Raw genomic sequence first — 21,335 nt, 5'->3', positions numbered from 1 at the left:
CATCAGGAAAGAAGACATAACCCAAGAGGTCCTTGCCCTATGACGACGTTCGACGAACGCGAAAACGCCTTTGAAGCCAAGTTTGCCCATGACGAAGAGATGCAGTTCAAGGCACAAGCCCGCTGCAACAAGCTTTTGGGTCTGTGGGCTGCTGAAAAACTGGGTAAATCCGGTGCCGACGCCGAAGAATATGCAAAGACGGTCGTGATTTCCGACTTCGAGGAAGCCGGGCACGAAGATGTCGTTCGCAAGGTTTCGGGCGATCTGGGCAACCTGTCCTCGGACGAGGAAATCCGCGCAAAAATGGCCGAGCTTCTGCCGGAAGCCAAGGCGCAGGTCCTGAGCGAGACCAACTGAGCCTAGGGCGTCCGACTCATGATCTTCATGAGTTTTATGAATTTGATTTGACGCCTTGGTCATGAGACACGGGGCGTCTCTTTTTTTAACGGCGTTTTGCGCCTTTTCCTGGAACAACCCTATGACAAACGCGCTGAGCAAGCTTCTGGAATCCAATGACGCCATTCTGGCCGATGGTGCCACGGGAACGAATCTGTTCAACATGGGCCTGCAATCTGGTGACGCTCCCGAACTCTGGAACGTGGATGCCCCGGACAAGATCCGGGCTCTGTATCAGGGGTCGGTTGATGCAGGCAGCGATCTGTTCCTGACCAACACGTTCGGCGGCACAGCGGCACGGCTGAAACTTCATGACGCGCACAACCGCGTGGGCGAGCTGAACCGCATCGGCGCCGAGCTGGGGCGCGAAATCGCCGACAAGGCCGGACGACCTGTCGTCGTTGCAGGATCGGTCGGCCCGACTGGTGAAATCATGGAGCCGGTCGGCAGCCTGTCGCACGCCGAAGCCGTGGAAATGTTCCATGAACAGGCGGAAGCGCTGAAAGAAGGTGGGGTGGATGTTCTGTGGGTGGAAACCATCAGCGCCCCCGAAGAGTTTCGCGCCGCCGCCGAAGCCTTTGCCCTGACCGACATGCCCTGGTGCGGCACAATGAGCTTTGACACTGCCGGACGCACGATGATGGGTGTCACATCGGCCGATCTGGCCCAGCTGGTCGAAACTCTGCCGAATCCTCCCATCGCTTTCGGTGCGAACTGCGGCACCGGCGCATCCGACATTCTGCGCACAGTACTGGGATTTGCCGCGCAAGGCACTGAACGCCCGCTGATCTCGAAGGGCAACGCAGGCATTCCGAAATACGTGGATGGTCACATCCATTATGACGGAACGCCCGAACTGATGGGGCAGTATGCCGCCATGGCGCGGGATGCCGGCGCGACCATCATTGGCGGGTGCTGCGGAACCATGCCCGACCACCTGCGCAAGATGCGTGAGGCGCTGGACAGCACGCCGCGTGGTGAACGCCCGACGCTCGATCAGATCACTGATGCGCTGGGTCCGTTCACATCCGCCTCGGACGGGACGGATGACGATGCGGCACCGGAACGTCGCACACGCCGCCGCCGCCGCGCATGATGTCAGCCTGATCAGCGCCCTTCGAATTTCGGAGGGCGTTTTTCCATGAAGGCCACGACACCTTCGGCAAAGTCCCTCGAACGGCCACATTCGCCTTGCAGGTGCGCCTCGGTCGCAAGCTGCTGTTGCAGAGTGTTTTCATACGTTCGGCGAATGGCTTGCTTGATCGCGCCATAGGCGGCCGTGGGGCCTTTTGCCAGATACTCTGCCCTCTTGCGCCAATGATCGGCGAAAGCGTCATCCGGCACGGCTTCCCAGATCATGCCCCATTCATCCGCCTGCTTTGCCGTGATCTTTTCGGCAAACAAGGCCGCGCCCATTGCTTTGGCCAACCCCATCTGACGGGGCATGAACCATGTTCCCCCGGCATCGGGAAGCAGACCGATACGGGCAAATGCCTGTAGGAAGTAGGCGCTTTCGGTGGCAATCACCACATCGGCACAAAGGGCAAGGTTCGCGCCTGCCCCGGCCGCCGGTCCGTTCACCGCGGCAATCGTGGGCACCGGGCAATTGTGGATCGTCTCCAGCATCGGTTCATATTCATCGCGCAGCGACCGTTCCAGATCGATCTTGCCGGTTGAAGACGCATCGCCCAGATCCTGCCCGGAACAAAACGCAGGGCCCGAACCGGTGATGACGACACAGCGCGCCTTGATCGCTGCATCTTTCATGGCGTGCGTAATCTCTGCCCGCATCTGGGTGGTCAGCGCGTTCATCTTGTCCGGCCTGTTCAGCGTCAGAACCGCCAGACCGTCTGCAATCTCCAGAGCAACCGTTTCGTAATTCATGAAAACCCTCCCGTCGCGCCATGTGTTTTTGCACACTTACTGGCCCGGACGGGACGGGAAAAGCAGAACCACGCGTCAGTCTTCAAGAATTTGACGCAGACGTTCTTTTTCGTCCTCACTCAACGCGGCAGAGTCCACCGAAGCACGGGCCTTGGCCCGGGTACGGAGAAAGTTCAACCCAACCGCGGCAGCGATCAACAGCATGATTGGCCCGGCCAGCCACAAAAACAGGTTCGAGCCGCTGGCTGTCGGTTTCAGAAGTACGTATTCGCCATACCGATCAACGATAAACGCGATCGCCTGTTCGTCCGTATCCCCAGCCATCAACCGTTCCCGCAACAACACGCGCAAATCGCGCGCGAGATCCGCGTTGCTTTCGTCGATGCTCTCATTGCGGCACACGAGGCAACGCAGTCCGGCGCTGAGATCCCGCGCACGCTGTTCCAGTACCGGATCATCCAGAACCTCGTCAGGCTGCACCGCAAAGACGGGTGTTGCGAGCATCATCAGAATCAGAACAAGGCGTTTCATTCCGCAGGTACTCCGCCGACCGGGGTTTTTCTTGCGCCTGCGGCCACACGGAAGCGCCTGTCACACAGGCTCAGGACACCGCCAAGCGCCATCAGGATACAGCCGCCCCAGATCCAGTTTGCAAGCGGCTTGATATAGGTTCGCATCACCCAGCCACCATCTGCCTGTTGATCGCCGATCACGACGTAAAGGTCCCCGAGGAAACGATAATCGATCGCCGCTTCGGTCGTGGGCATCCGCGCAACGGGGTAGTCCCGTTTTTCCGGGTGCAATGTCCCGATCGGACGACCATTCTTTTCAACCAGAACATCCGCCGTGGTCGAAAAATAGTTCGGCCCCTCGACCCGACGGACATCTTGCAGCGTCAGCGTGAACTGTCCCACTTCGAAAGGTTGGTTGGGTTGGGCGACGCGAATATCCTCGTCCTCCCATGCAGTCAGGCCTGCAATGGCAAAGATGGTAACACCCAGCCCGGTATGAGCGACGGCTTTACCCCAATCCGCACCTGGCAGGCGGAACAAGCGTTTCAGGCTGCCGTTGCGCCCCGTACGGCTCCACAAATCAACGATGGCGCCAAATGTAATCCACGCCCCAAGGAACAGACCCACCGGCCCCAAAGCGCTGCGGCCGGTCTGCATCGCCCAAACCAGCAAGGCAATCGCCAAGGCCAGACCAAAGGCATAGCGCAGCGACCAGGCCGTTTTTCCAATCCGCCCGCGTTTCCACGGCAACATGGCCCCGATGGGAAGGATCAATCCCAGCAAAACCATGAAAGGAGAGAATGCAGCGTTGAAAAACGGCGCCCCGACCGAGAGTTTGCGATCAAACATCATCTCGGCCACCATCGGCCACATCGTACCGACAAAGACCACGAAACAACTAACCGCCAGCAGGACGTTGTTTACGATCAGCGCGCTTTCGCGGCTGACCATGCCGAAAACACCCTTGGCCTCCATCGCCTGCGCCCGCGCGGCAAACAAAGTCAGCGCCCCACCGATGAAAACCACCAGAATGAACAGGATGAACACCCCGCGTTCCGGGTCATTGGCAAAGGCGTGAACCGAGGTCAGTAGCCCCGAACGAACGATGAATGTTCCGATCAGCGAAAACCCGAAGGCAATGATTGCCAGCAGGATGGTCCAGCTTTTCAGCGCCTCGCGCTTTTCAACAACGATTGCCGAATGCAGCAGCGCTGCCGCCAGCAGCCACGGCATGAAAGAGGCGTTCTCAACCGGATCCCAGAACCAGAAACCGCCCCAGCCCAGCTCGTAATAGGCCCACCAGGACCCCAGTGCGATGCCGATCGTCAAAAACACCCAGGCGGCCAGCGTCCATGGGCGAACCCAGCGGCCCCATGCCGCATCGATACGCCCTTCGATCAGCGCCGCGATGGCAAAACTGAACGCCATGCTCAGCCCCACATAACCGAGATACAGAAATGGCGGGTGGAAGGCCAAACCGGGATCCTGCAACAGCGGGTTCAGATCTCGCCCGTCAAACGGCGCAATTGCCAGCCGGTCAAACGGGTTCGAGGTAAACAGAATGAAAGCAAAAAACGCCACGGCAATGGCAGATTGAACCGCAAGCACACGCGCCTTCAGGCTTGGGGGCAACCCGCCCCCAAAGAATGCCGCCATCGCTCCGAACAGCGTGACAATCAGCACCCAAAGCAGCATCGATCCTTCGTGGTTTCCCCACGTCCCGCTGATCTTGTAGATCATCGGCTTGGCCGAATGACTGTTTTCGACCACGATCCGCAGCGAAAAGTCCGACACGATGAAAGCCCAGATCAGCGCACCGAAGGAAAATGCAGTCAGCAGAAACTGCACGATGGCCGCAGGCTCGGCAAAAGCCACCCAGCCGGTCCAGTTTTTTGACGCACCGATCAGAGGCACCACGCTTTGCACGATGGCGACGAAAAAGGCGAGGATGAGGGCGAAGTGGCCAAGCTCTGTAATCATGCCCCGGAATATACTGCGAGGCCGAACCGGGGGCCATTAACTTTCGCACGATCCGAGGGCACATAGTGTCGCGGGTCAAAGCCCCCGAAGCTTGCGCCAATCGGTCAATGCTGGATTCGCATCAGGACGCGAGGCGTTCTGTATCAGGTTGGCATCAGGGCCGGGGTCGGCGACGCCCGGGCTGTCGCTGCGCATGGCCCGCACCGTTTCTATGTTCCCCATGACCGTCGGCAACCGCTGCATGGCTGCGCCTATATCCCGCTGAAAATCCTGCATTTTGCTCTGATGGCGCGCGCCAAAATAGAAAGAGACAATCACGCCCAGCAACCACCAAAGAGGTTCCGGCACCAGCGCAATGCCCTGCATGCATTCAGCGAACCACAGCGGATCCACCATCGCGGCAACAAACAATCCCAGCGTTCCAAGCGCCAAAGCCGGGCGCGGCAACCGGTTGACACCATCCATGACGCGGTCGAACAGGCCTTTTTGAGGAACCACGAACTCTCGGCCGAACTGCGTCATTGCCTGACTTTGCAACTCTGTCGCGCGCTCGGCACGGGACTCGGCGTTTTCCCGGTATATTTCAACCGTCTCACGCACAGCGTTGCGACCGCCCCCGAATAGCAGCGCCAATACCCCCGAGATCAACCCCATGCCGCAACCCTTTCCTTGAATTCACTTTCCGTCAGACGATAGCGCGGCGACAGAAACTCTTCGGCCCGTTTGATCCAGCCTCCTTTGCCACCGGATCGGGTGCGCGCGTATTTTCTGGATGCCGGTCGTTTGTCGGCCAGCCGAAAGTAATAGTTCCGCCGCGCCACACCGTACGCATCGCGCAACGCGTTGGGATTTGGTTGGGCCGCGTCTGTGCATGCGTGCGCCGTTTGCGCGCCGATCACGCCATCTGCCACCACGTCAAACCCCATATCACGCAAAAGCCGTTGCAGGATTATTACTGCTTGCGCACCGGCGTTGACATACATGTCAAAAACAGAGGCATGCATAACATCCGGCAACAGCGCGATGCGTGGCTTTTCAAAGTAGTGCTGAACAAAGATATCGACCGCCTCGCGCTGAGTAAGCGCCCGGACATCCGCCACGTCAACCAGCCCATCCCCCGTCAGATCCAATCCAAGCCGGCGCATCGTATGGATCGTGACACCGAACTTGGTTGCCCCGCCCGGATCGTCCGGGTCATTCACGTACCCGCCTTCCCGGCGCACAATTTCATTGGCAATCTGCCGAACCGTTTGCATAGCGCCCTCATTTCGTTGAATGGCGCTGACGATCCCGAAAAAGAATTAACAAGCCTGAACGACAGAGGGCGCTGCCCGCATCCCGCGCGCAACGCCCTCAACACGAATGTGGGTCAGGTCAGCTTTCTTCAGCCTCTTTGTACACGCCCTGCTCTTTCAACGCGTCCACGACTTCTTTCGGCATATAGGTTTCGTCATGTTTGGCAAGAATTTCAGTGGCTTCAAACACACCGTTCACGTAACGCCCGGTGCCGACCATGCCCTGATTTTCCGAAAACAGATCAGGCAGAACCCCAGTGAAAGATACCTTTACGCTTTCGCCGCCGTCGGTGACGACAAAATGTACGGTTTCGCCCTGCCCACGGATGATTGAACCTTCTTCGACCAGGCCGCCAATCCGAAAGACCTCGGTCGGCTTGGGTGGTTCGGCAATCACCTGGCTTGGCGAGCGGAAAAAGTTGATCCCGTCGCGCATGGCATAGCCAATCAACGCAGTCGATGCCACCAAGGCAACGACAGCTACCAGAATGACTTGTACTCGGCGACGTTTCTTGAGCGTTTTCATACCGTCCTCACGGAAATAACGGTGCCATCATCAGGCCCCGGGTTTCAGTCTCACCTAACATCAGATTGGCGTTCTGCAAGGCTTGGCCACTGCTACCTTTTGTCAGGTTATCCAGCGCCGCGATCACGATCGCGCGCCGTTCGATCCGGTCTGCCACAACACCGATATGACAGAAGTTGGACCCGCGCACGTGGTGGGTCGATGGTGTCTCGCCCATCGGCAGCATCTGAATGAAAGGCTCATCCGCATAAGCCTTTGCAAGCGTTTCATAGATGCTATTCGGGTCCCCTTTCAAGTAGGTGGTGGCCAGAATGCCCCGGTTTGCAGGGATCAGGTGCGGAGTGAACTGCACATGAACCGTACGACCGGCCAGTGTGGAAAACTCCTGATCGAACTCGCCCAGATGCCTGTGGGTCCCGCCGACGGCATAGGCATTGGCGCCCTCGCTCAGTTCAGCGTGCAGCAGGTTTTCTTTCAGCGACCGCCCTGCCCCGGAAACAGCGCATTTCAGATCCAGCACGATATCGTCCAGATCAATCACTCCGGCAGAAATCAGCGGCCGAAGAACGTATTGCCCGGTTGCCGCATTGCACCCCGTGCCCGCCACCAGTCGCGCGTCCCGGATTTCGTCGCGATAGAACTCGGTCAGGCCATAAACGGCCTCTTCCTGCTGCTCGAGCGCGGTATGCGGGTTTCCGTACCACTTTTCATATTCGTCCGGGTCAGTCAGCCGGAAGTCAGCAGACAGGTCAATGATCTTCAGATCCTTGGGCAGCGCACTGATCACTTCTTGACTGGTCTTGTGCGGAAGGGCACAAAAACACAGATCGATCCGGGAAAAATCGATCTCGGAAATCTTGCACAGATCCGGCAGGTCCATGTGGCGCAGATGGGGGAAAACCTGCGCCATTGTCATTCCCGCCTTCCGTTCAGCGGCCAGCGCAACGATATCCATGTTCGGGTGTTCGGCGATCAGCCGCACCAGTTCCGCGCCGGTATAGCCCGAGGCGCCTAGAATTGCGATTTTATGGGTCATGTCAGACCTCTTCTCAACGTGTGTCACCTGTTACGACCGCCGATGCGACGGTCTGGAAATAATGAAAGCAGAGCGGCCGCGTCCTTGACCGAAGTCAGGCAGCCTCGAATGTGATTTGTCGTCGGAGGAACTGTGTCGCCCGATCGCTTACCACATTGGGTTTCCCCGTCGTCAGGAACCCTCCCGGGCCGTTACCCAGCATGTTGGGGTGGCGATGCAGATAATCCGCAAGGCTTTCCGCAACCAGCGCCCCCTGGCTGTAGACCTGCACATCAGGTCCCAATGCCGCCTGAAATACGTCAGCCATTAGCGGGTAATGCGTACAGCCCAGTATGGCCGCCTGCGGTTCAGGCATCTTGCGCTTGAGGGCTTCCACATGGCTGCGCACCAGCGCCTCGGCCAGGATCATGTCACCGTCTTCAATGGCATCCACGACGCCACCACATGCCTGCGCCTCGACATCCACGCCAATTGCCCGGAACGCCAGCTCGCGCTGAAAGGCCCGGCTGGATACAGTGGCTGGCGTGGCGAACAAGGCGACATGCTTGACCGCCACTTCGCGTGGTGGGGAATTGTCGCCCCATTGCCGCTCGGTCAGGGCTTCGATCAAGGGAACAAAGACACCAAGCACACGTTTGCCTTCGGGCACGCCCTCTTCCTGCATCCGGCGCAGCGCCGCCGCGCTGGCGGTGTTGCAGGCCAGAATCACCAAGTTGCAGCCGCGATCCCAAAGGTCCTGCACGGCCTTTCGGGTCAGCTGATAGATGTCCTCGGCATCGCGCACACCGTAAGGGGCATGCGCGCTGTCCGCGTAATACAGGAAATCAACGTCAGGCAGACGTGTCTGCGCGGCGCTCAGGACGGTAAGACCGCCCAATCCGGAATCAAAGATACCTACTGCCATTAGCCCCTTCAGGCGCGATGCCGTTCCTCAAATTCATAGCCATAGTCATAAGACTTCAGCGGTGTCGGAGACAGCTCATACGTCGCTTTGCGCAGGAAATCCATCATCTTGCGCGTATCCTTGCCCAGCGGATCCAGAATGTCGCGCTCGATAGGCGTGCCAATCACCACTTTGACCGGAGTATCGACACGTTTTTTGAATTCCTTGATCAGCAACCCCATGCGCAGGGTGTTGTGCATATGACTAGCAATCTGAAACAGACGTGACGTGTGCCCGTCGAAGAACACCGGAACGACGGTGGCATTTGATTTGGCCACCATTCGGGCCGTGAAACCGCGCCAACCCGGATCCATGGGATGCGCGAACGGATTAACGCCAGTGCTGACCGTACCCCCAGGGAAAATCCCGATCGCGCCGCCATCGCCAAGGTAGTTCAATGCGGTCTTCCGCGTATCCAGATTCAGTTTCACCGCTTCTTTGGTTTCATCAAACGAAACAGGCAAAACGATACGGTTCAGGTCTTCGGCCTTGCGGAAAACGCGATTTGCGAGAATCCGGAAATCACCACGGGTCTGGGACAATATATGCCCCATCATCAGCCCATCCAGAATTCCATATGGATGGTTTGCAATCAGGATAAGCGGACCATTCTTGGGGACATTCTCCAGCGAGCCACCAACGACATCCAAGGTCAATCCATAGCGATCGACCATGACCGACCAAAAATCCCGACCCTTTGCGACTTCTTGTTCATATCCGTCGGCCCGTTTGATCAGACGCAACCGTCCCGTGGTGTTCTCCATCAGCCTGATGACCAACCGCCCCCCCTTGGTTTCGGCGGAATGCGCATACGAGATGTCACGAACGACATGACGACGAGAAGACATGAAGGGCTCCGTTTTGCTGCCCGCAAAATAAGTACAAGCAACAGGTTTGACCAGCTATCGTGACACGCTTGTGACGAATTACTCTGCCGCAGCTTGCAATTCAGGCCCACCGCTGCGGATGACGGCCAGCAGCTCTTCTCGCCGTTTCGCAGCCTTGGCCTCGTTTTCCCGCAGTACCGGCCCAAATCCGCGGATATCCAGCGGCAAACGGGCCAGGGCGGCAATCGCATCACGGGTGTCCTGCGACACCAGGGGCAGTACCTCGCGCATGTCCTTTTCATACTGTCGGATCAGGGCGCGCTCCATCTTGCGTTCGGATGAATACCCGAAAATGTCCAATGGTGTGCCGCGCAATGCCTTTAGTTTGGTCAACAGTTTCAACGCAGTCATGATGGATTCGCTGAAGGCACGCTTTTTCGGCCTGCCATTGCTGCCCGATCCGCCGAATATCGGCGGGGCAAGGTGAAAGGTCATCTTGAAGTCACCATCAAACTCGGCCGCCGCTTTTTCCCGACTGGTCAGCAGAAGGCGCGCAACCTCGTATTCGTCCTTGTACGACAACAGCTTGTGATACCCTTTCGCCACCGCTTCGCGCACATCCGCGTCCTCGACACTGTCCACCAGCTTGCGGTACCGCCTGGCCAGCCGGGCGCTTTGATATTCCGTCAGGTGCTGCGCGCGAAACGCGATGATCTGATCCAGTGTCTTGGGCATCTCGGCCACGGTCGGCGCAAGGATGGATTGCACGTCTTCCGGGTGCAGAACCGCCCAACGTCCAATATCAAACGCACGTTTGTTGCGTTCGACCGCCGTGCCGTTCAATTCGATGGCCTCAAAGATCGCCTGATGGCTGACCGGCAACAGCCCGCGCTGCCAGGTCGCGCCGAAGATCATCATGTTGGAATAGATTGAATCCCCCATCACCGCGCGCGCCAGTTCGGTCGCATCAAACAGCGAGACATCTTCTTTCAGCCGCGCTTGCAGGGCCAGTTCCAGCTGATCCGCCGGAATGCGGAACTCGGTATCACGCGTGAAGTCGCCCGTCACCGTTTCATGGCTGTTCACGACGGCCCCCGTACGTCCAGTGCGCGTCAGGCCCAACGTCTTTGCGCCGGCCGAGACCACCAGATCGCCGCCGATCAGCGCGTGGGCCTCGCCAGTGGCGACGCGAATCGCGCTGATATCCTCGGGGCGGTTGGCCAATCTACAGTGGATGTGGACTGCGCCGCCTTTCTGCGCCAGCCCCGCCATTTCCATCATGCCCGCGCCTTTTCCGTCAATCTGCGCCGCCTGCGCAAGGATGGCGCCAATGGTGACGACACCCGTACCGCCGACGCCGGTAATCACGACGTTGTGCGTGCCGGTGATCTTCGGCAGATCTGGTGTTGGCAAATCTGGCAGATCAATTTCGGTCGTCGCCTCTTTGCGAATTTTCGCGCCCTCAAGCGTCACGAAAGACGGGCAGAAACCGTTCAAGCACGAGTAATCCTTGTTGCAGCTCGATTGATCAATGGCCCGCTTGCGGCCCAGCTCGGTCTGTTTGGGAACGATCGACACGCAATTTGACTGTACACCGCAATCGCCGCAGCCTTCGCAGACATCGGTGTTGATGAACACGCGCTTGTCGGGATCGGGGAATGTACCGCGCTTGCGGCGGCGGCGCTTTTCGGCAGCGCAGGTTTGTACATAGACGATGACCGATACGCCCTCGATCTCGCGAAACTTCTCCTGCACCTGCATGAGTTCGGCACGCTCGTATGTCTGAACGCTGGCGGGCAGAGCCTTGAAGTTGACGTCCTCTTTTTCATCGTAAACCAGGGCCACCTCTCGGACACCCATTGCCTTGACCTCGGCAACGATCCGTTCGGCGGTCAGGTCGCCCTCATTCTCCTGCCCGCCGGTCATGGCAACCGCGTCGTTGAACAAGATCTTGAAGGTGATGTTCGTTCCTGCGGACAACGCAGCCCGGATCGCCTGAACGCCGGAATGGTTGTACGTGCCATCGCCAAGGTTCTGGAACACGTGCTTGGTCGTCGAAAACGGCGCCTCGCCGATCCAGTTGGCGCCTTCCCCACCCATCTGAGTGAAACCGGTCGTCTCGCGATCCATCCATTGAACCATGTAGTGACAGCCGATACCGGCATAGGCGCGGCTGCCTTCCGGCACCCTTGTCGAGCTGTTATGCGGGCAGCCGGAACAGAAATACGGTAGCCGCGTCGCTATTTCCTGTGCATTGTCGGCCCGGCGCGCTTCTGACAAAGACGCCAGCCCGGCCCGGATACCATCGGTCTCGCGCCCCTCTTCAATCAGGATCTCGCCCAGCTTTTCAGCGATCATGATCGGATCAAGCGCACCGCGCGTCGGGAACAGTTCTTCGCGGTGCAATGTCCCGGCACCGCCTTTGTACCACCCATATACTCGGCGTCCGCGCCGGTCGTCAAAGATGGCCTCTTTGACCTGAACCTCGATCAGCTTGCGCTTTTCCTCGACGATCACGATCAGGTCCAGCCCCTCGGCCCAGTCGTGGAATCCGGCCATATCCAGCGGGAAAGTCTGCCCCACCTTGTACGTGGTAATCCCCAGACGCTCGGCCTCGGCTTCGTCGATATTCAGAAGCGAAAGCGCATGTGTCAGGTCCAACCAGTTTTTGCCCGCAGCGACAAAGCCGATCTTGGCGCCGGGTTTGCCCCACATCCGTTTGTCCAGCTTGTTGGCATGTGAAAACGTTTCGGCCGCGAACCTTTTGTAATCGATGACACGCGTTTCCTGCATGTGCGGCGTGTCGCCCAACCGGATGTTCAACCCCCCTTCCGGCATGTCGAATTCTGGGATGACCATTTGCATCCGGTCCGGGCGTCCATCCACGACCGAGGTGACTTCGATCGTGTCCTTCATCGTCTTCAGACCCACCCAGACCCCCGCGAAACGGCTGAGTGCAAATCCATAAATTCCATAATCAAGGATTTCCTGAACGCCGGCAGGGCTGACGATCGGCATGTACATGTCGACCAGCGACCATTCCGACTGATGCAGCACCGTCGAGCTTTCGCCGGTATGGTCATCGCCCATCGCCATGAGCACACCGCCATGTTTGGCTGTTCCCGCCATGTTTGCGTGGCGCATGACGTCACCGGACCGGTCAACGCCCGGCCCCTTGCCATACCAAAGCCCGAAGACCCCATCGAATTTGCCGTCGCCGCGCAGACCCGCCTGCTGGCTGCCCCAAAGCGCGGTGGCCGCCAGGTCTTCGTTCAAACCGAACTGAAACGTGATATCGCTTTCGGCCAGTGGCTTTTGGGCCCGCATCATTTGCTGATCCACTGCGCCCAAAGGCGACCCGCGGTACCCGGTAACCAATCCCGCCGTGTTAAGGCCCGCTTGCCGGTCTCTGGCCTTTTGCATCAGCATCAAGCGCACAAGCGCCTGCGTTCCATTCAGAAGAACCGGGTTTTTCTCAAGATCGAACCGGTCGTTCAGCGTTATCTGTGGCTGGCTCATCAGACGTCTCCCCTCGTCAGATCAGTGTGCTTTACTTGGGTTCATTTTAGGTCATAATTTCTGACCTGTATAGAATTTATCCACTGATATGTAACGATTTCGTCCTTTGAATGTAGAACTTGTTACCTATTTCATATAGGGCTTCTGAAAGATAACGAAAGTTGCGGTGATGGATTGGGACAAGCTTAGAATATTTCACGCGGTGGCCGATGCAGGCAGCCTTACGCACGCCGGAGACAAGCTGAACCTGTCTCAATCCGCCGTAAGCCGACAGATCCGCGCATTGGAAGAGTCTCTGGATGCCACCCTGTTCCACCGTCACGCGCGGGGGCTGATTCTCACCGAACAGGGCGAGTTGTTGTTTGACGCCACATCCGCCATGTCGAAACGGTTGGATGCCGCAGCTGCACGTATTCGCGACAGCGAGGAAGAAGTCTTTGGTGTTTTGCGTGTCACGACGACCTTCGGCTTTGGAACGCTCTGGCTGGCACCGCGCTTGCCGAAACTTTATGAGCAATACCCGGACCTGAACATCGACCTGATGCTTGAAGAACGCGTTCTGGATCTTCCGATGCGCGAAGCGGACGTCGCCATCCGCATGAAAGAGCCCAGCCAGGCTGATCTGGTGCGCAAGCGCCTAATGACCGTTCAGATGATGTTGTATGCAACCCAGGATTATATCGAAAACCACGGCGGCATGTTGCAGTCCCTGGAAGAGATCAAGGACCACCGTCTGATTTGTCAGACCCCTGCGGCGCCGCAGGTTGGGGCCAGTGCCGCTATGGTGCGCCACCTGATGACCTATAATCCCGGGTCCTTGCTGACTGTGAACAACTATTTTGGTGTGCTTCAGGGCGTTTTGCACAATCTGGGCATCGGTGTTCTGCCCGATTATGTCACTCAGGATTTTCCGCACCTCGTGCCCATCCTGTCAGACATCGAAACCGCAGATGTTCCGGTTTATCTGGCCTACCCGGAAGAATTACGGCATTCAAAACGCGTTGGCGCGTTTCGGGACTTCGTGCAGGACGAAATCATCGCACAGCGTAAGCAGCTGAAACAGATGGGAAAACTGTAGCTATGCGCAAATAGCATAACGGACATGAAGTGATCACAGAGTTAATTGCCTTGAACGTTCACAAACTGACCCCTAAATGAGCACTCGAAGGCGGTGATGCTGAAACGCTCATCATCTTCATACCTCCCTGTTGGACTACGGCCGAGCTCATAGCTCGGCCTTTTTTTTGGCTGGACCCTGCATTAAGTCAGCGAAAGCTCTGGGAAAAATACACGCATAGGCATATGATCCCCAAAAAACGATACAATTTCGTGTTTGAGGGAAAATACATGTTCCACCCACTCCGCCTGGTTTTGGCGCTCGTCTCCGCATTGTTCATGGCAGTGCCACTATATGCACAGGACTCCGGTTCAACTTCTACAGTGGCCATTCCGGAAGACCTGACACCCGAACAGGTCGACGATCTTGTTGCACGCATGTCCGATGATCAGGTTCGCGCAATTCTATTGGAGCGTCTTGATGCTGTGGCGGAAAAACAAGCCGCCGAAAAGGCGGACGTAGAAGACCCGTTGACCGAGATAAGCGAGATTTGGGCAGCCATGGTCGCATCCTGGACACATGTTCTGACAACTGCTCCCAACATTATCACCGCGCAGATTACCGCGTTCAGCAATTTTAGCGATACATTCGGAACGACCGGTGTCTTTACACTTATGGGGCTTGTCCTTTCTGTACTTGTTGTCGGTTTCATTGCGGAAAAGCTGTTCATCTTCCTGACACGTCGCTGGCATGAAGCGACCGAAGCGGCGGACGAGGCCGACCTTTGGGGCGCCGTCAGATACCTGTTTCGTCGGTTCTGCCGCGAAATCGCCGGGCTGATCATTTTCTATGTCGTGATCCGCGCAGTTGGCCGCGGTCTTCTAACCACGGAACAGATCACCTATGCTGCACCGTTTGTATTCTATCTTATCTGGGTGCCGCGATTGGGTGCAGCAGCGTCCCGGTTTGTTCTGGCACCGGAAAAGCCGCAATTTCGGTTGGTCAATATCGACGACCACTGGGCAAAGTACCTGCACCGCAACCTGATCGGCCTGTTGATCCTGATCGGGTTCACGCTGTTCGTCGTACGGTTCAACGCGCTCAATGGCGTCACGGGTGACGATACCCGCATTGGCTTCTGGCTGAACGCTGCAATTCACGTCTATATCGCCGTAATCGCGTGGACCGCGCGCGAAGGACTGTCGCAGATGATGCTTGGGACAGACCCGGATCACACGAAATTCGATGAAGAAGTTGCGCATTATTACCCCTATTTTGCCATCGGCGTTTCGGTGGCAATCTGGCTGCTGGTCGAGTTCCTGGTCGCGCAGCGTGATCCGGCAACACTGAGATTGCTGACCAGCGGTGCGCATTTCACGACGATGTTCTGGTTGTTGATTGCCCCTGCGCTGGATACGCTGATCCGCGGTCTTGTGCGGCATTTGCAACCGCCAATGTCGGGCGAAGGCCCTCTTGCCGAACGCGCCTACCGTTCCGCGAAACGCAGCTATATCCGGATTGGTCGCGTTATCGCCGGCTTGGTCGTGGTTTTCATGATTGCACGCGCATGGCATCTTGACCTGCGCAACGTCGCTTCGGCCGGTGTCGGTGCCGAAGTCGGCGGGGCTGTGATCGAATTCCTGCTGATCATCGCCGTTGGCTATATCCTGAACGAGGTCGTCTCGCTCTGGATCAACCGCCGATTGGCCCGGGAACAGACGGCGGCCGAGGCCCTGGACGAAGAGGCAGGCGGTGAAGGCGGCGGTGCCGGCGGCTCTCGTCTGGCGACGGTTCTGCCTCTGATGCGGATCACGGCCCAGATTACGATTGCCGTGATTTTTGGCCTGCTGGCGCTGGGCGCATTGGGCATCAATATCACGCCGCTTTTGGCCGGTGCCGGTGTTCTGGGTCTGGCGATCGGTTTTGGTGCGCAGAAGCTGGTTGCTGACATCGTGGGCGGGGTTTTCTTCCTGATCGACGATGCCTTCCGCGTCGGAGAATATGTCGACGTCGGCGGCACGATGGGAACTGTCGAGAAAATCTCGGTTCGCTCGATGCAGTTGCGTCACCATCGCGGCCCCGTACACACGATTCCCTACGGTGAGATTCAGAAGCTGACAAATTTCAGCCGCGACTGGGTGATCATGAAGCTGAAATTCACCGTGCCGTTCGACACCGATCCCAACAAGGTCAAGAAGATCTTCAAGAAGATCGGTGCTGAGATGATGGAGGACGAGACCCACAAGGATGGCTTCCTGCAACCGTTCAAATCGCAAGGTGTGTTCGATTTTGACGATGTCGGCATGATCATCCGTGGCAAGTTCATGGCCAAGCCCGGCAAGCAGTTCACATTGCGCAAAGAGATCTTCAACCGGGTCAAGGCGGCCTTCAAGGAAAACGGCATCGACTTTGCCCGCCGCGAGGTGCGCGTTGCAATTCCGGGTCTGGACGACAATGAAAACCTGACCCCGGAACAGAAGACGGCTGTTGGTGCCGCGGCCGCAGCGCAGCTCAACAAGGATCAGGGATCGGCGTAACCCTCGCGGCCCACGCCAGCTGCATGCACCCATTTCGGGGCGCATTCATCCGGAACCGGCAGTGATGCCGGTTCCGTTTTTCTTTGAAAGACGCAACCTGCGCCGTCTTGACCCTTTCCACACGCGCGCGCTTGCCCTACAAGGCGCGCAATCTCGGCCCACTTGGACACAGGACAGAAGATGCAAGAGCCCGCCATCACACCCGATCTGATTGCCGCACACGGGCTCAAGCCCGAGGAATATGACATGATCCTCGAGATCATCGGGCGTGAACCTACTTTCACCGAGCTCGGCATTTTCTCGGCCATGTGGAACGAGCACTGTTCCTACAAATCTTCGAAGAAATGGCTGCGCACCCTGCCCACCTCTGGTCCCCAGGTGATCTGCGGACCCGGTGAAAACGCAGGCGTGGTGGACATTGGCGACGGTCAGGCCGTGGTTTTCAAGATGGAAAGCCACAACCACCCGTCTTACATCGAACCCTATCAGGGTGCGGCGACCGGCGTGGGGGGCATCCTGCGCGACGTCTTTACCATGGGCGCGCGTCCCATTGCGTCCATGAACGCATTGTCCTTTGGCGATCCCGGCCATCACAAGACCCGCCAACTGGTCAACGGCGTGGTCGAGGGCATCGGTGGTTATGGCAACTGCTTCGGCGTGCCTTGCGTCGGTGGCGAAGTGCGCTTTCATCCCGCATACAATGGCAACTGCCTTGTGAACGCCTTTGCGGCCGGTCTGGCTGACAGTGACAAGATTTTCTATTCGGCCGCGTCGGGCGTGGGTATGCCCGTCGTCTATCTGGGCGCAAAAACCGGGCGTGATGGTGTGGGTGGTGCAACCATGGCATCCGCCGAATTCGACGACACGATCGAAGAAAAGCGCCCCACCGTTCAGGTCGGCGACCCTTTCACCGAAAAACGCCTGATGGAGGCGACGCTGGAACTGATGCGGACCGGTGCGGTGATCTCGATCCAGGACATGGGCGCGGCGGGCCTGACCTGCTCGGCCGTTGAAATGGGTGACAAGGGTGGCCTTGGCGTGCGTCTTGATCTGGAGAACGTTCCTCAGCGCGAAGAAAACATGACAGCCTATGAAATGATGCTGTCCGAGTCTCAGGAGCGTATGCTGATGGTCCTCAAGCCCGAGCTTGAGGCAGAGGCCCGCGCCGTGTTCGAAAAATGGGATCTTGATTTCGCAATCGTTGGCGAAACCATTGCCGAAGACCGCTTTCTGATCATGCATAACGGTGAAGTCAAAGCCGATCTGGTTCTGTCCAAACTGTCTTCCACCGCGCCGGAATACGACCGCCCATGGGAGCCTACGCCACAGGCAGAGGAACTGGCCGAAGTGCCCCAGATCGACCCGATTGACGGGCTGCGCGCCCTGCTCGCTTCGCCCAACTACGCAGGCAAGCAATGGGTCTATGAACAATACGACACCATGGTGATGGCGGATTCCGTCCGCACGCCGGGTCTGGGTGCGGGCCTGGTCCGCGTCCACGGGACCGACAAGGTGCTTGCCTTCACATCCGACGTGACCCCGCGCTATGTGCGCGCAAACCCTTTTGAGGGCGGCAAACAAGCGGTGGCCGAAGCCTATCGCAACCTGACCGCCGTCGGAGCCAAGCCGCTGGCCACCACGGACAACCTGAACTTCGGCAATCCCGAAAAGCCCGAAATCATGGGCCAGTTTGTCGGTGCCATACAGGGCATCGGCGCCGCAGTCGGCGCGTTGGATATGCCGATCGTGTCGGGCAACGTCTCTTTGTACAATGAGACCGACGGACAGGCCATTCTGCCGACCCCCACCATTGGCGCAGTCGGCCTGTTGCAGCACTCGGACGAGGTCATCGGCAACGAAGTGCGCGAAGGCCACGTCGTGCTGGTGATCGGTGAAACCAAGGGGCATCTGGGTCAATCCGCCCTTTTGGCCGAGGTGTTCAACCGCGAAGACGGCGACGCCCCGCATGTCGATCTGGATGCCGAAAAGCGCAACGGTGATTTCATCCGCGCCAACCGCGAGATGATCAAGGCCTGCACCGACCTCAGCGATGGCGGCATCGCTCTGGCTGCCTTCGAACTGGCAGAAGCCGCAGGCGTTGGCGTATGTCTTGACGACGCCCCGACTCAATTCCTGTTCGGTGAAGATCAGGCCCGCTATCTTGTTGCGTGCAATTTCGATCAGGCCGAGGCATTGATGATTGCGGCCGGTCAGGCCGGCGTTCCTCTGAATGCGGTTGGTCGTTTCACCGGCGATACGGTGAAGATCGGCAGTTCGGAAGCCTCGCTTGATGAACTTGCCGCGATTTACCGCAACAGCTTTGCCGAGGCTGTCGCCTGACAACGCCACGCGAATGCCAATCGAAACCCGCGTCGTGACCCGGTGCGGGTTTGGTTGTTTTTGCATGCGCCAGTGCTCTTGCACGCCCGGTTCATGCGCTCTACATCTTGGGAAAGACCTTCTGGAGTTACCTACATGCCGATGAGCGCCCATGAAATCGAACACCTGCTGCGCGAAGCCTTTCCCGACGCCGAGATTCAGGTCGGCGGAAATGACGGTGTTCATATGTCTGCCATGGTGGTGGATGAAAGCTTTCGCGGCAAAAACCGGGTTCAGCAACAGCGCGCTGTTTACGCAGCTCTGAAGGGCAAGATGGACGGCCCGGACGGAGAATTGCACGCGCTGGCGCTCACCACCAAAGTGCCAGAATAAGATTCTCGGCTTCTTTCGAGGCGAACATATGACTCTCCCGTTGGAGAAACGAATAGGAAACGCGAAATGACCGATGTGAAAACCCAGATCGACGAAACCGTCAAAGCCAATGACGTGGTGCTGTACATGAAAGGCACCAAGGAAATGCCGCAATGCGGGTTTTCCTCGCGCGTGGCCGGAGTTCTGAACTATATGGGCGTCGAATACACCGACGTGAACGTGCTGGCCGACGAAGATGTGCGTCAGGGCATCAAGGATTATTCCGACTGGCCGACCGTGCCGCAGCTGTATGTCAAAGGCGAATTCGTAGGCGGTTGCGACATCATCACCGAGATGACCCTTTCGGGTGAGCTGGACACGCTTTTTGATGAAAACGGTGTCGGCTACAACAAGGAAGCAGCCGACAAAATCCGCGAAGCAAACGCGTAATCCTGCCTACTGGCTGGAACAGTCCCGATAAATCGCCTGCTCATTGGCGGCGCCCGCCGCCAAATAGCTGATTGACGCGTTCCAGCCTTTTGAGCGCAGGATATAGGTTCCTTCGGCTCCGAGAGACTCATAGCGGATGCCCGATCCGCTTTCGACCTGGCGCATCGCGACCAGAGTATTGTCCACCATCGTCGCCGCCGCGCCTGAACCGTCGGGCGCGTTGAAATAGGTCACCGGCAACGGCACGCCGTTCTCGCAGGTAAAGGTGACAGACAGAATGTCGATTTCGGCGAGTGCCGCTGTTGCCGGGAAAACAAGCAAAGCACCGCAGAAGAAATTGCGCAGATATGTCATTGTGCCTTCTTCTCCTCGACGACTGAAGCCAGCGCTTCCGCACGTGCTGCCAGCTCGGCCAGCGTATCCGTGACGGATGGCGGCACCACCGCGACTTCAATACGTTCAGGTTCCGGCGCGGGCGCATTTCTCAGTGATTGAAGCTCGGCCTCGGCCTCGGCCAGCCTGGCCTCCAGCGACTTGACCTTGTCTTCCGTCGCCGCCGTCTTGTCAGCCAACAGCAGACCGGCCATCAGCAACATGCGCGCTTCCGGCATCCGCCCAATCTGATCGGACAGAACCTGCGCTTCGTCATCCAGCATTTTGGCGGCCGCGTGCAGAAAGGGTTCTTCCCCGTCCCGGCAGGACACGTCAAAACCCCGCCCGCCAATATGAATGGTTACCTCGGGCATTACTCTACCTCACCTTCTACAAGTTTTGCCTGCGACAGCAGAGGTTCCAACCGTGCCAACACGGCCTGCGCTTCGGCGGCGTCCGAAGCCTGCGCCGCGCGCGTCGCCTCTAGCTCGGCAACGGTGGCGCGGTTCAGCAATTCAGCATCCGTCAGCCCTTCTGCGGCGGCGGAACGCAACTCTTCGACCGAATTCCGCAACTGCTCGTTCGCCTTGCGCATACGTTGCAGATCGTCATCCAGGCGGGACATCGCAGCGCCATGGCTGGCCCGTTCGGCCCGCAGCATCTCAAGCTCGGCGCTCAGATCATCGACCCGTACCGTATCTTCAAGCTCTGCCTTGAGGCGGCTGTTTTCCGCCTCGACTTCTTTTGCCTGAGCAAGCAATTCACGCAATTGCTCAAGTTCGGCTTTCACCGCCGAAGGATCTTCGATGCCGTCAAGTTCGGCGCGCAGCCTTTCGTTCTCGGCCTTCAACGCGTCCAGTTCGGCACTGTTGTCCAAGGCCGCCTTGGCCTCGGCCAGCTCGGCGCGGGCCGCTTCGACAGACGCGATTTTCGCCCGGGCTTCCTCCAGCTCTGCGCGCAGCGCATCCGCGTCTGGGGCATCCGCTGGTTCCGTGCGCAGCTCCTCCAGATCAGCACGCAACGCGTCCACTTGTTTTTCGTGCTGCTCTTTCAGGGTCTTCAGTCGTTCCTGAAGCTGCGCATTGGCAACTCTTTCGTCTTCAAGTTCGGCCTGAAGCCCCTCATTTACTTCAGCGTTCCGGGACGCACCGCCCAACCCTTCGACGCCCGCACTGATACGGTCCATCGCAGCAATAATACGGTGCTGTAGTTCCTCTAACTGGCTCATGCCCCTGTCACCTCTTTATCAAGGTTCATTCTGTCGCGAAGTGATCCGAATCAAAACCGAATCCCGCTTGCCGACAGTCTAA

Annotated in this window: 20 protein-coding genes; 7 read left to right on the top strand and 13 right to left on the bottom strand. The window is 58.1% G+C overall.

Translation table 11 applies throughout. The features are described 5' to 3' along the window. The first annotated feature begins 39 nt into the window (after window positions 1-39). Both GS620_RS02545 and bmt read left to right on the top strand, forming a co-directional pair. Window positions 40-357: a DUF1476 domain-containing protein gene (locus GS620_RS02545; protein WP_152457893.1), complete on the top strand. Its 318-nt coding sequence runs from the start codon at window positions 40-42 to the stop codon at window positions 355-357. A 121-nt stretch (window positions 358-478) separates the two neighbouring features. Continuing rightward, a complete protein-coding gene (gene bmt, locus GS620_RS02540; protein ID WP_171204712.1) occupies window positions 479-1,492 on the top strand; it encodes a betaine--homocysteine S-methyltransferase in 1,014 nt (337 codons plus the stop codon). Between the two features lie 11 nt (window positions 1,493-1,503). On the opposite strand, the gene GS620_RS02535 is transcribed toward bmt, so the two are convergent. The 10 genes from GS620_RS02535 to GS620_RS02490 form a co-directional block, all read right to left on the bottom strand. Next, the gene (locus GS620_RS02535) at window positions 1,504-2,280 is read right to left on the bottom strand and encodes an enoyl-CoA hydratase-related protein (protein WP_171116067.1); all 777 of its coding nucleotides are present in this window, start codon (window positions 2,278-2,280) and stop codon (window positions 1,504-1,506) included. A 75-nt stretch (window positions 2,281-2,355) separates the two neighbouring features. Next, window positions 2,356-2,811 (bottom strand): cytochrome c-type biogenesis protein, encoded by a 456-nt coding sequence (locus GS620_RS02530; protein WP_152457890.1) that lies wholly within the window; start codon window positions 2,809-2,811, stop codon window positions 2,356-2,358. Beyond that, a complete protein-coding gene (locus GS620_RS02525) occupies window positions 2,808-4,772 on the bottom strand; it encodes a heme lyase CcmF/NrfE family subunit (protein WP_171613916.1) in 1,965 nt (654 codons plus the stop codon). Before GS620_RS02525 ends, GS620_RS02530 begins: the two co-directional genes overlap by 4 nt. 75 nt (window positions 4,773-4,847) lie before the next feature. Next, a complete protein-coding gene (locus tag GS620_RS02520; RefSeq protein ID WP_171168288.1) occupies window positions 4,848-5,426 on the bottom strand; it encodes a holin family protein in 579 nt (192 codons plus the stop codon). Then, window positions 5,417-6,028 (bottom strand): holin-associated N-acetylmuramidase, encoded by a 612-nt coding sequence (locus GS620_RS02515; RefSeq protein ID WP_171613914.1) that lies wholly within the window; start codon window positions 6,026-6,028, stop codon window positions 5,417-5,419. Before GS620_RS02515 ends, GS620_RS02520 begins: the two co-directional genes overlap by 10 nt. A 118-nt stretch (window positions 6,029-6,146) precedes the next feature. Beyond that, entirely contained in the window at window positions 6,147-6,593 is a 447-nt protein-coding gene (gene ccmE, locus GS620_RS02510; RefSeq protein ID WP_171116077.1) for a cytochrome c maturation protein CcmE, read from the bottom strand. Between the two features lie 7 nt (window positions 6,594-6,600). Continuing rightward, a complete protein-coding gene (argC, locus tag GS620_RS02505) occupies window positions 6,601-7,629 on the bottom strand; it encodes an N-acetyl-gamma-glutamyl-phosphate reductase (protein WP_171613912.1) in 1,029 nt (342 codons plus the stop codon). A gap of 94 nt (window positions 7,630-7,723) precedes the next feature. Beyond that, window positions 7,724-8,533 carry a glutamate racemase gene (locus tag GS620_RS02500; RefSeq protein ID WP_171116081.1) on the bottom strand — a complete coding sequence of 270 codons (810 nt, stop codon included), beginning with the start codon at window positions 8,531-8,533 and terminating at the stop codon, window positions 7,724-7,726. A gap of 8 nt (window positions 8,534-8,541) precedes the next feature. Continuing rightward, window positions 8,542-9,420 carry a lysophospholipid acyltransferase family protein gene (locus tag GS620_RS02495; RefSeq protein WP_171613910.1) on the bottom strand — a complete coding sequence of 293 codons (879 nt, stop codon included), beginning with the start codon at window positions 9,418-9,420 and terminating at the stop codon, window positions 8,542-8,544. Window positions 9,421-9,498: 78 nt separating this feature from the next. Further along, window positions 9,499-12,918 (bottom strand): indolepyruvate ferredoxin oxidoreductase family protein, encoded by a 3,420-nt coding sequence (locus tag GS620_RS02490; protein WP_171613908.1) that lies wholly within the window; start codon window positions 12,916-12,918, stop codon window positions 9,499-9,501. A gap of 169 nt (window positions 12,919-13,087) precedes the next feature. Between GS620_RS02490 and GS620_RS02485 the strand changes: the two genes are divergently transcribed. The 5 genes from GS620_RS02485 to grxD all read left to right on the top strand — a co-directional run bounded on the left by GS620_RS02485 (window position 13,088) and on the right by grxD (window position 19,653). After that, window positions 13,088-13,996 carry a LysR family transcriptional regulator gene (locus GS620_RS02485; RefSeq protein WP_171116088.1) on the top strand — a complete coding sequence of 303 codons (909 nt, stop codon included), beginning with the start codon at window positions 13,088-13,090 and terminating at the stop codon, window positions 13,994-13,996. A gap of 269 nt (window positions 13,997-14,265) precedes the next feature. Then, window positions 14,266-16,512 (top strand): mechanosensitive ion channel domain-containing protein, encoded by a 2,247-nt coding sequence (locus tag GS620_RS02480; RefSeq protein WP_171613906.1) that lies wholly within the window; start codon window positions 14,266-14,268, stop codon window positions 16,510-16,512. Window positions 16,513-16,692: 180 nt separating this feature from the next. Beyond that, window positions 16,693-18,852: a phosphoribosylformylglycinamidine synthase subunit PurL gene (gene purL / locus GS620_RS02475; protein ID WP_171613904.1), complete on the top strand. Its 2,160-nt coding sequence runs from the start codon at window positions 16,693-16,695 to the stop codon at window positions 18,850-18,852. 135 nt (window positions 18,853-18,987) lie between these two features. Further along, window positions 18,988-19,224, top strand: coding sequence for a BolA/IbaG family iron-sulfur metabolism protein (locus GS620_RS02470; protein ID WP_152457878.1), 237 nt, complete (start codon window positions 18,988-18,990; stop codon window positions 19,222-19,224). A gap of 66 nt (window positions 19,225-19,290) precedes the next feature. Then, on the top strand, window positions 19,291-19,653 hold the full coding sequence (grxD, locus tag GS620_RS02465) for a Grx4 family monothiol glutaredoxin (protein WP_171116094.1): 363 nt from the start codon (window positions 19,291-19,293) through the stop codon (window positions 19,651-19,653). Window positions 19,654-19,659: 6 nt separating this feature from the next. Here grxD and GS620_RS02460 read toward each other — a convergent pair whose 3' ends face one another. The 3 genes from GS620_RS02460 to GS620_RS02450 are packed head-to-tail and all read right to left on the bottom strand — an operon-like array spanning window position 19,660 to window position 21,253. Continuing rightward, window positions 19,660-20,007: an MliC family protein gene (locus tag GS620_RS02460; protein WP_171362916.1), complete on the bottom strand. Its 348-nt coding sequence runs from the start codon at window positions 20,005-20,007 to the stop codon at window positions 19,660-19,662. Then, the gene (locus tag GS620_RS02455) at window positions 20,004-20,399 is read right to left on the bottom strand and encodes a cell division protein ZapA (protein WP_171116096.1); all 396 of its coding nucleotides are present in this window, start codon (window positions 20,397-20,399) and stop codon (window positions 20,004-20,006) included. The genes GS620_RS02460 and GS620_RS02455 overlap by 4 nt, the downstream gene beginning before the upstream one ends. Next, a complete protein-coding gene (locus GS620_RS02450) occupies window positions 20,399-21,253 on the bottom strand; it encodes a hypothetical protein (protein WP_171204700.1) in 855 nt (284 codons plus the stop codon). The genes GS620_RS02455 and GS620_RS02450 overlap by 1 nt, the downstream gene beginning before the upstream one ends. Between the last annotated feature and the right edge of the window lie 82 nt (window positions 21,254-21,335).

The organism is Ruegeria sp. HKCCD6428 (genome assembly GCF_013110595.1).
GTDB lineage: Bacteria > Pseudomonadota > Alphaproteobacteria > Rhodobacterales > Rhodobacteraceae > Ruegeria.
The sequence above is the reverse complement of the archived record's forward strand: the minus strand, read 5'-3'. Positions and strand labels throughout refer to the sequence as shown.

Bases quoted from the DNA above. Each gene is read 5' to 3' on its own strand.
- grxD (WP_171116094.1), top strand. From the start codon at position 19,291: ATGACCGATGTGAAAACCCAGATCGACGAAACCGTCAAAGCCAATGAC.
- argC (WP_171613912.1), bottom strand. From the start codon at position 7,629: ATGACCCATAAAATCGCAATTCTAGGCGCCTCGGGCTATACCGGCGCG.
- GS620_RS02480 (WP_171613906.1), top strand. From the start codon at position 14,266: ATGTTCCACCCACTCCGCCTGGTTTTGGCGCTCGTCTCCGCATTGTTC.
- GS620_RS02495 (WP_171613910.1), bottom strand. From the start codon at position 9,420: ATGTCTTCTCGTCGTCATGTCGTTCGTGACATCTCGTATGCGCATTCC.
- GS620_RS02535 (WP_171116067.1), bottom strand. From the start codon at position 2,280: ATGAATTACGAAACGGTTGCTCTGGAGATTGCAGACGGTCTGGCGGTT.
- GS620_RS02530 (WP_152457890.1), bottom strand. From the start codon at position 2,811: ATGAAACGCCTTGTTCTGATTCTGATGATGCTCGCAACACCCGTCTTT.
- GS620_RS02525 (WP_171613916.1), bottom strand. From the start codon at position 4,772: ATGATTACAGAGCTTGGCCACTTCGCCCTCATCCTCGCCTTTTTCGTC.
- ccmE (WP_171116077.1), bottom strand. From the start codon at position 6,593: ATGAAAACGCTCAAGAAACGTCGCCGAGTACAAGTCATTCTGGTAGCT.
- bmt (WP_171204712.1), top strand. From the start codon at position 479: ATGACAAACGCGCTGAGCAAGCTTCTGGAATCCAATGACGCCATTCTG.
- GS620_RS02500 (WP_171116081.1), bottom strand. From the start codon at position 8,533: ATGGCAGTAGGTATCTTTGATTCCGGATTGGGCGGTCTTACCGTCCTG.
- purL (WP_171613904.1), top strand. From the start codon at position 16,693: ATGCAAGAGCCCGCCATCACACCCGATCTGATTGCCGCACACGGGCTC.
- GS620_RS02515 (WP_171613914.1), bottom strand. From the start codon at position 6,028: ATGCAAACGGTTCGGCAGATTGCCAATGAAATTGTGCGCCGGGAAGGC.
- GS620_RS02545 (WP_152457893.1), top strand. From the start codon at position 40: ATGACGACGTTCGACGAACGCGAAAACGCCTTTGAAGCCAAGTTTGCC.
- GS620_RS02460 (WP_171362916.1), bottom strand. From the start codon at position 20,007: ATGACATATCTGCGCAATTTCTTCTGCGGTGCTTTGCTTGTTTTCCCG.
- GS620_RS02485 (WP_171116088.1), top strand. From the start codon at position 13,088: ATGGATTGGGACAAGCTTAGAATATTTCACGCGGTGGCCGATGCAGGC.
- GS620_RS02520 (WP_171168288.1), bottom strand. From the start codon at position 5,426: ATGGGGTTGATCTCGGGGGTATTGGCGCTGCTATTCGGGGGCGGTCGC.
- GS620_RS02490 (WP_171613908.1), bottom strand. From the start codon at position 12,918: ATGAGCCAGCCACAGATAACGCTGAACGACCGGTTCGATCTTGAGAAA.
- GS620_RS02455 (WP_171116096.1), bottom strand. From the start codon at position 20,399: ATGCCCGAGGTAACCATTCATATTGGCGGGCGGGGTTTTGACGTGTCC.
- GS620_RS02450 (WP_171204700.1), bottom strand. From the start codon at position 21,253: ATGAGCCAGTTAGAGGAACTACAGCACCGTATTATTGCTGCGATGGAC.
- GS620_RS02470 (WP_152457878.1), top strand. From the start codon at position 18,988: ATGCCGATGAGCGCCCATGAAATCGAACACCTGCTGCGCGAAGCCTTT.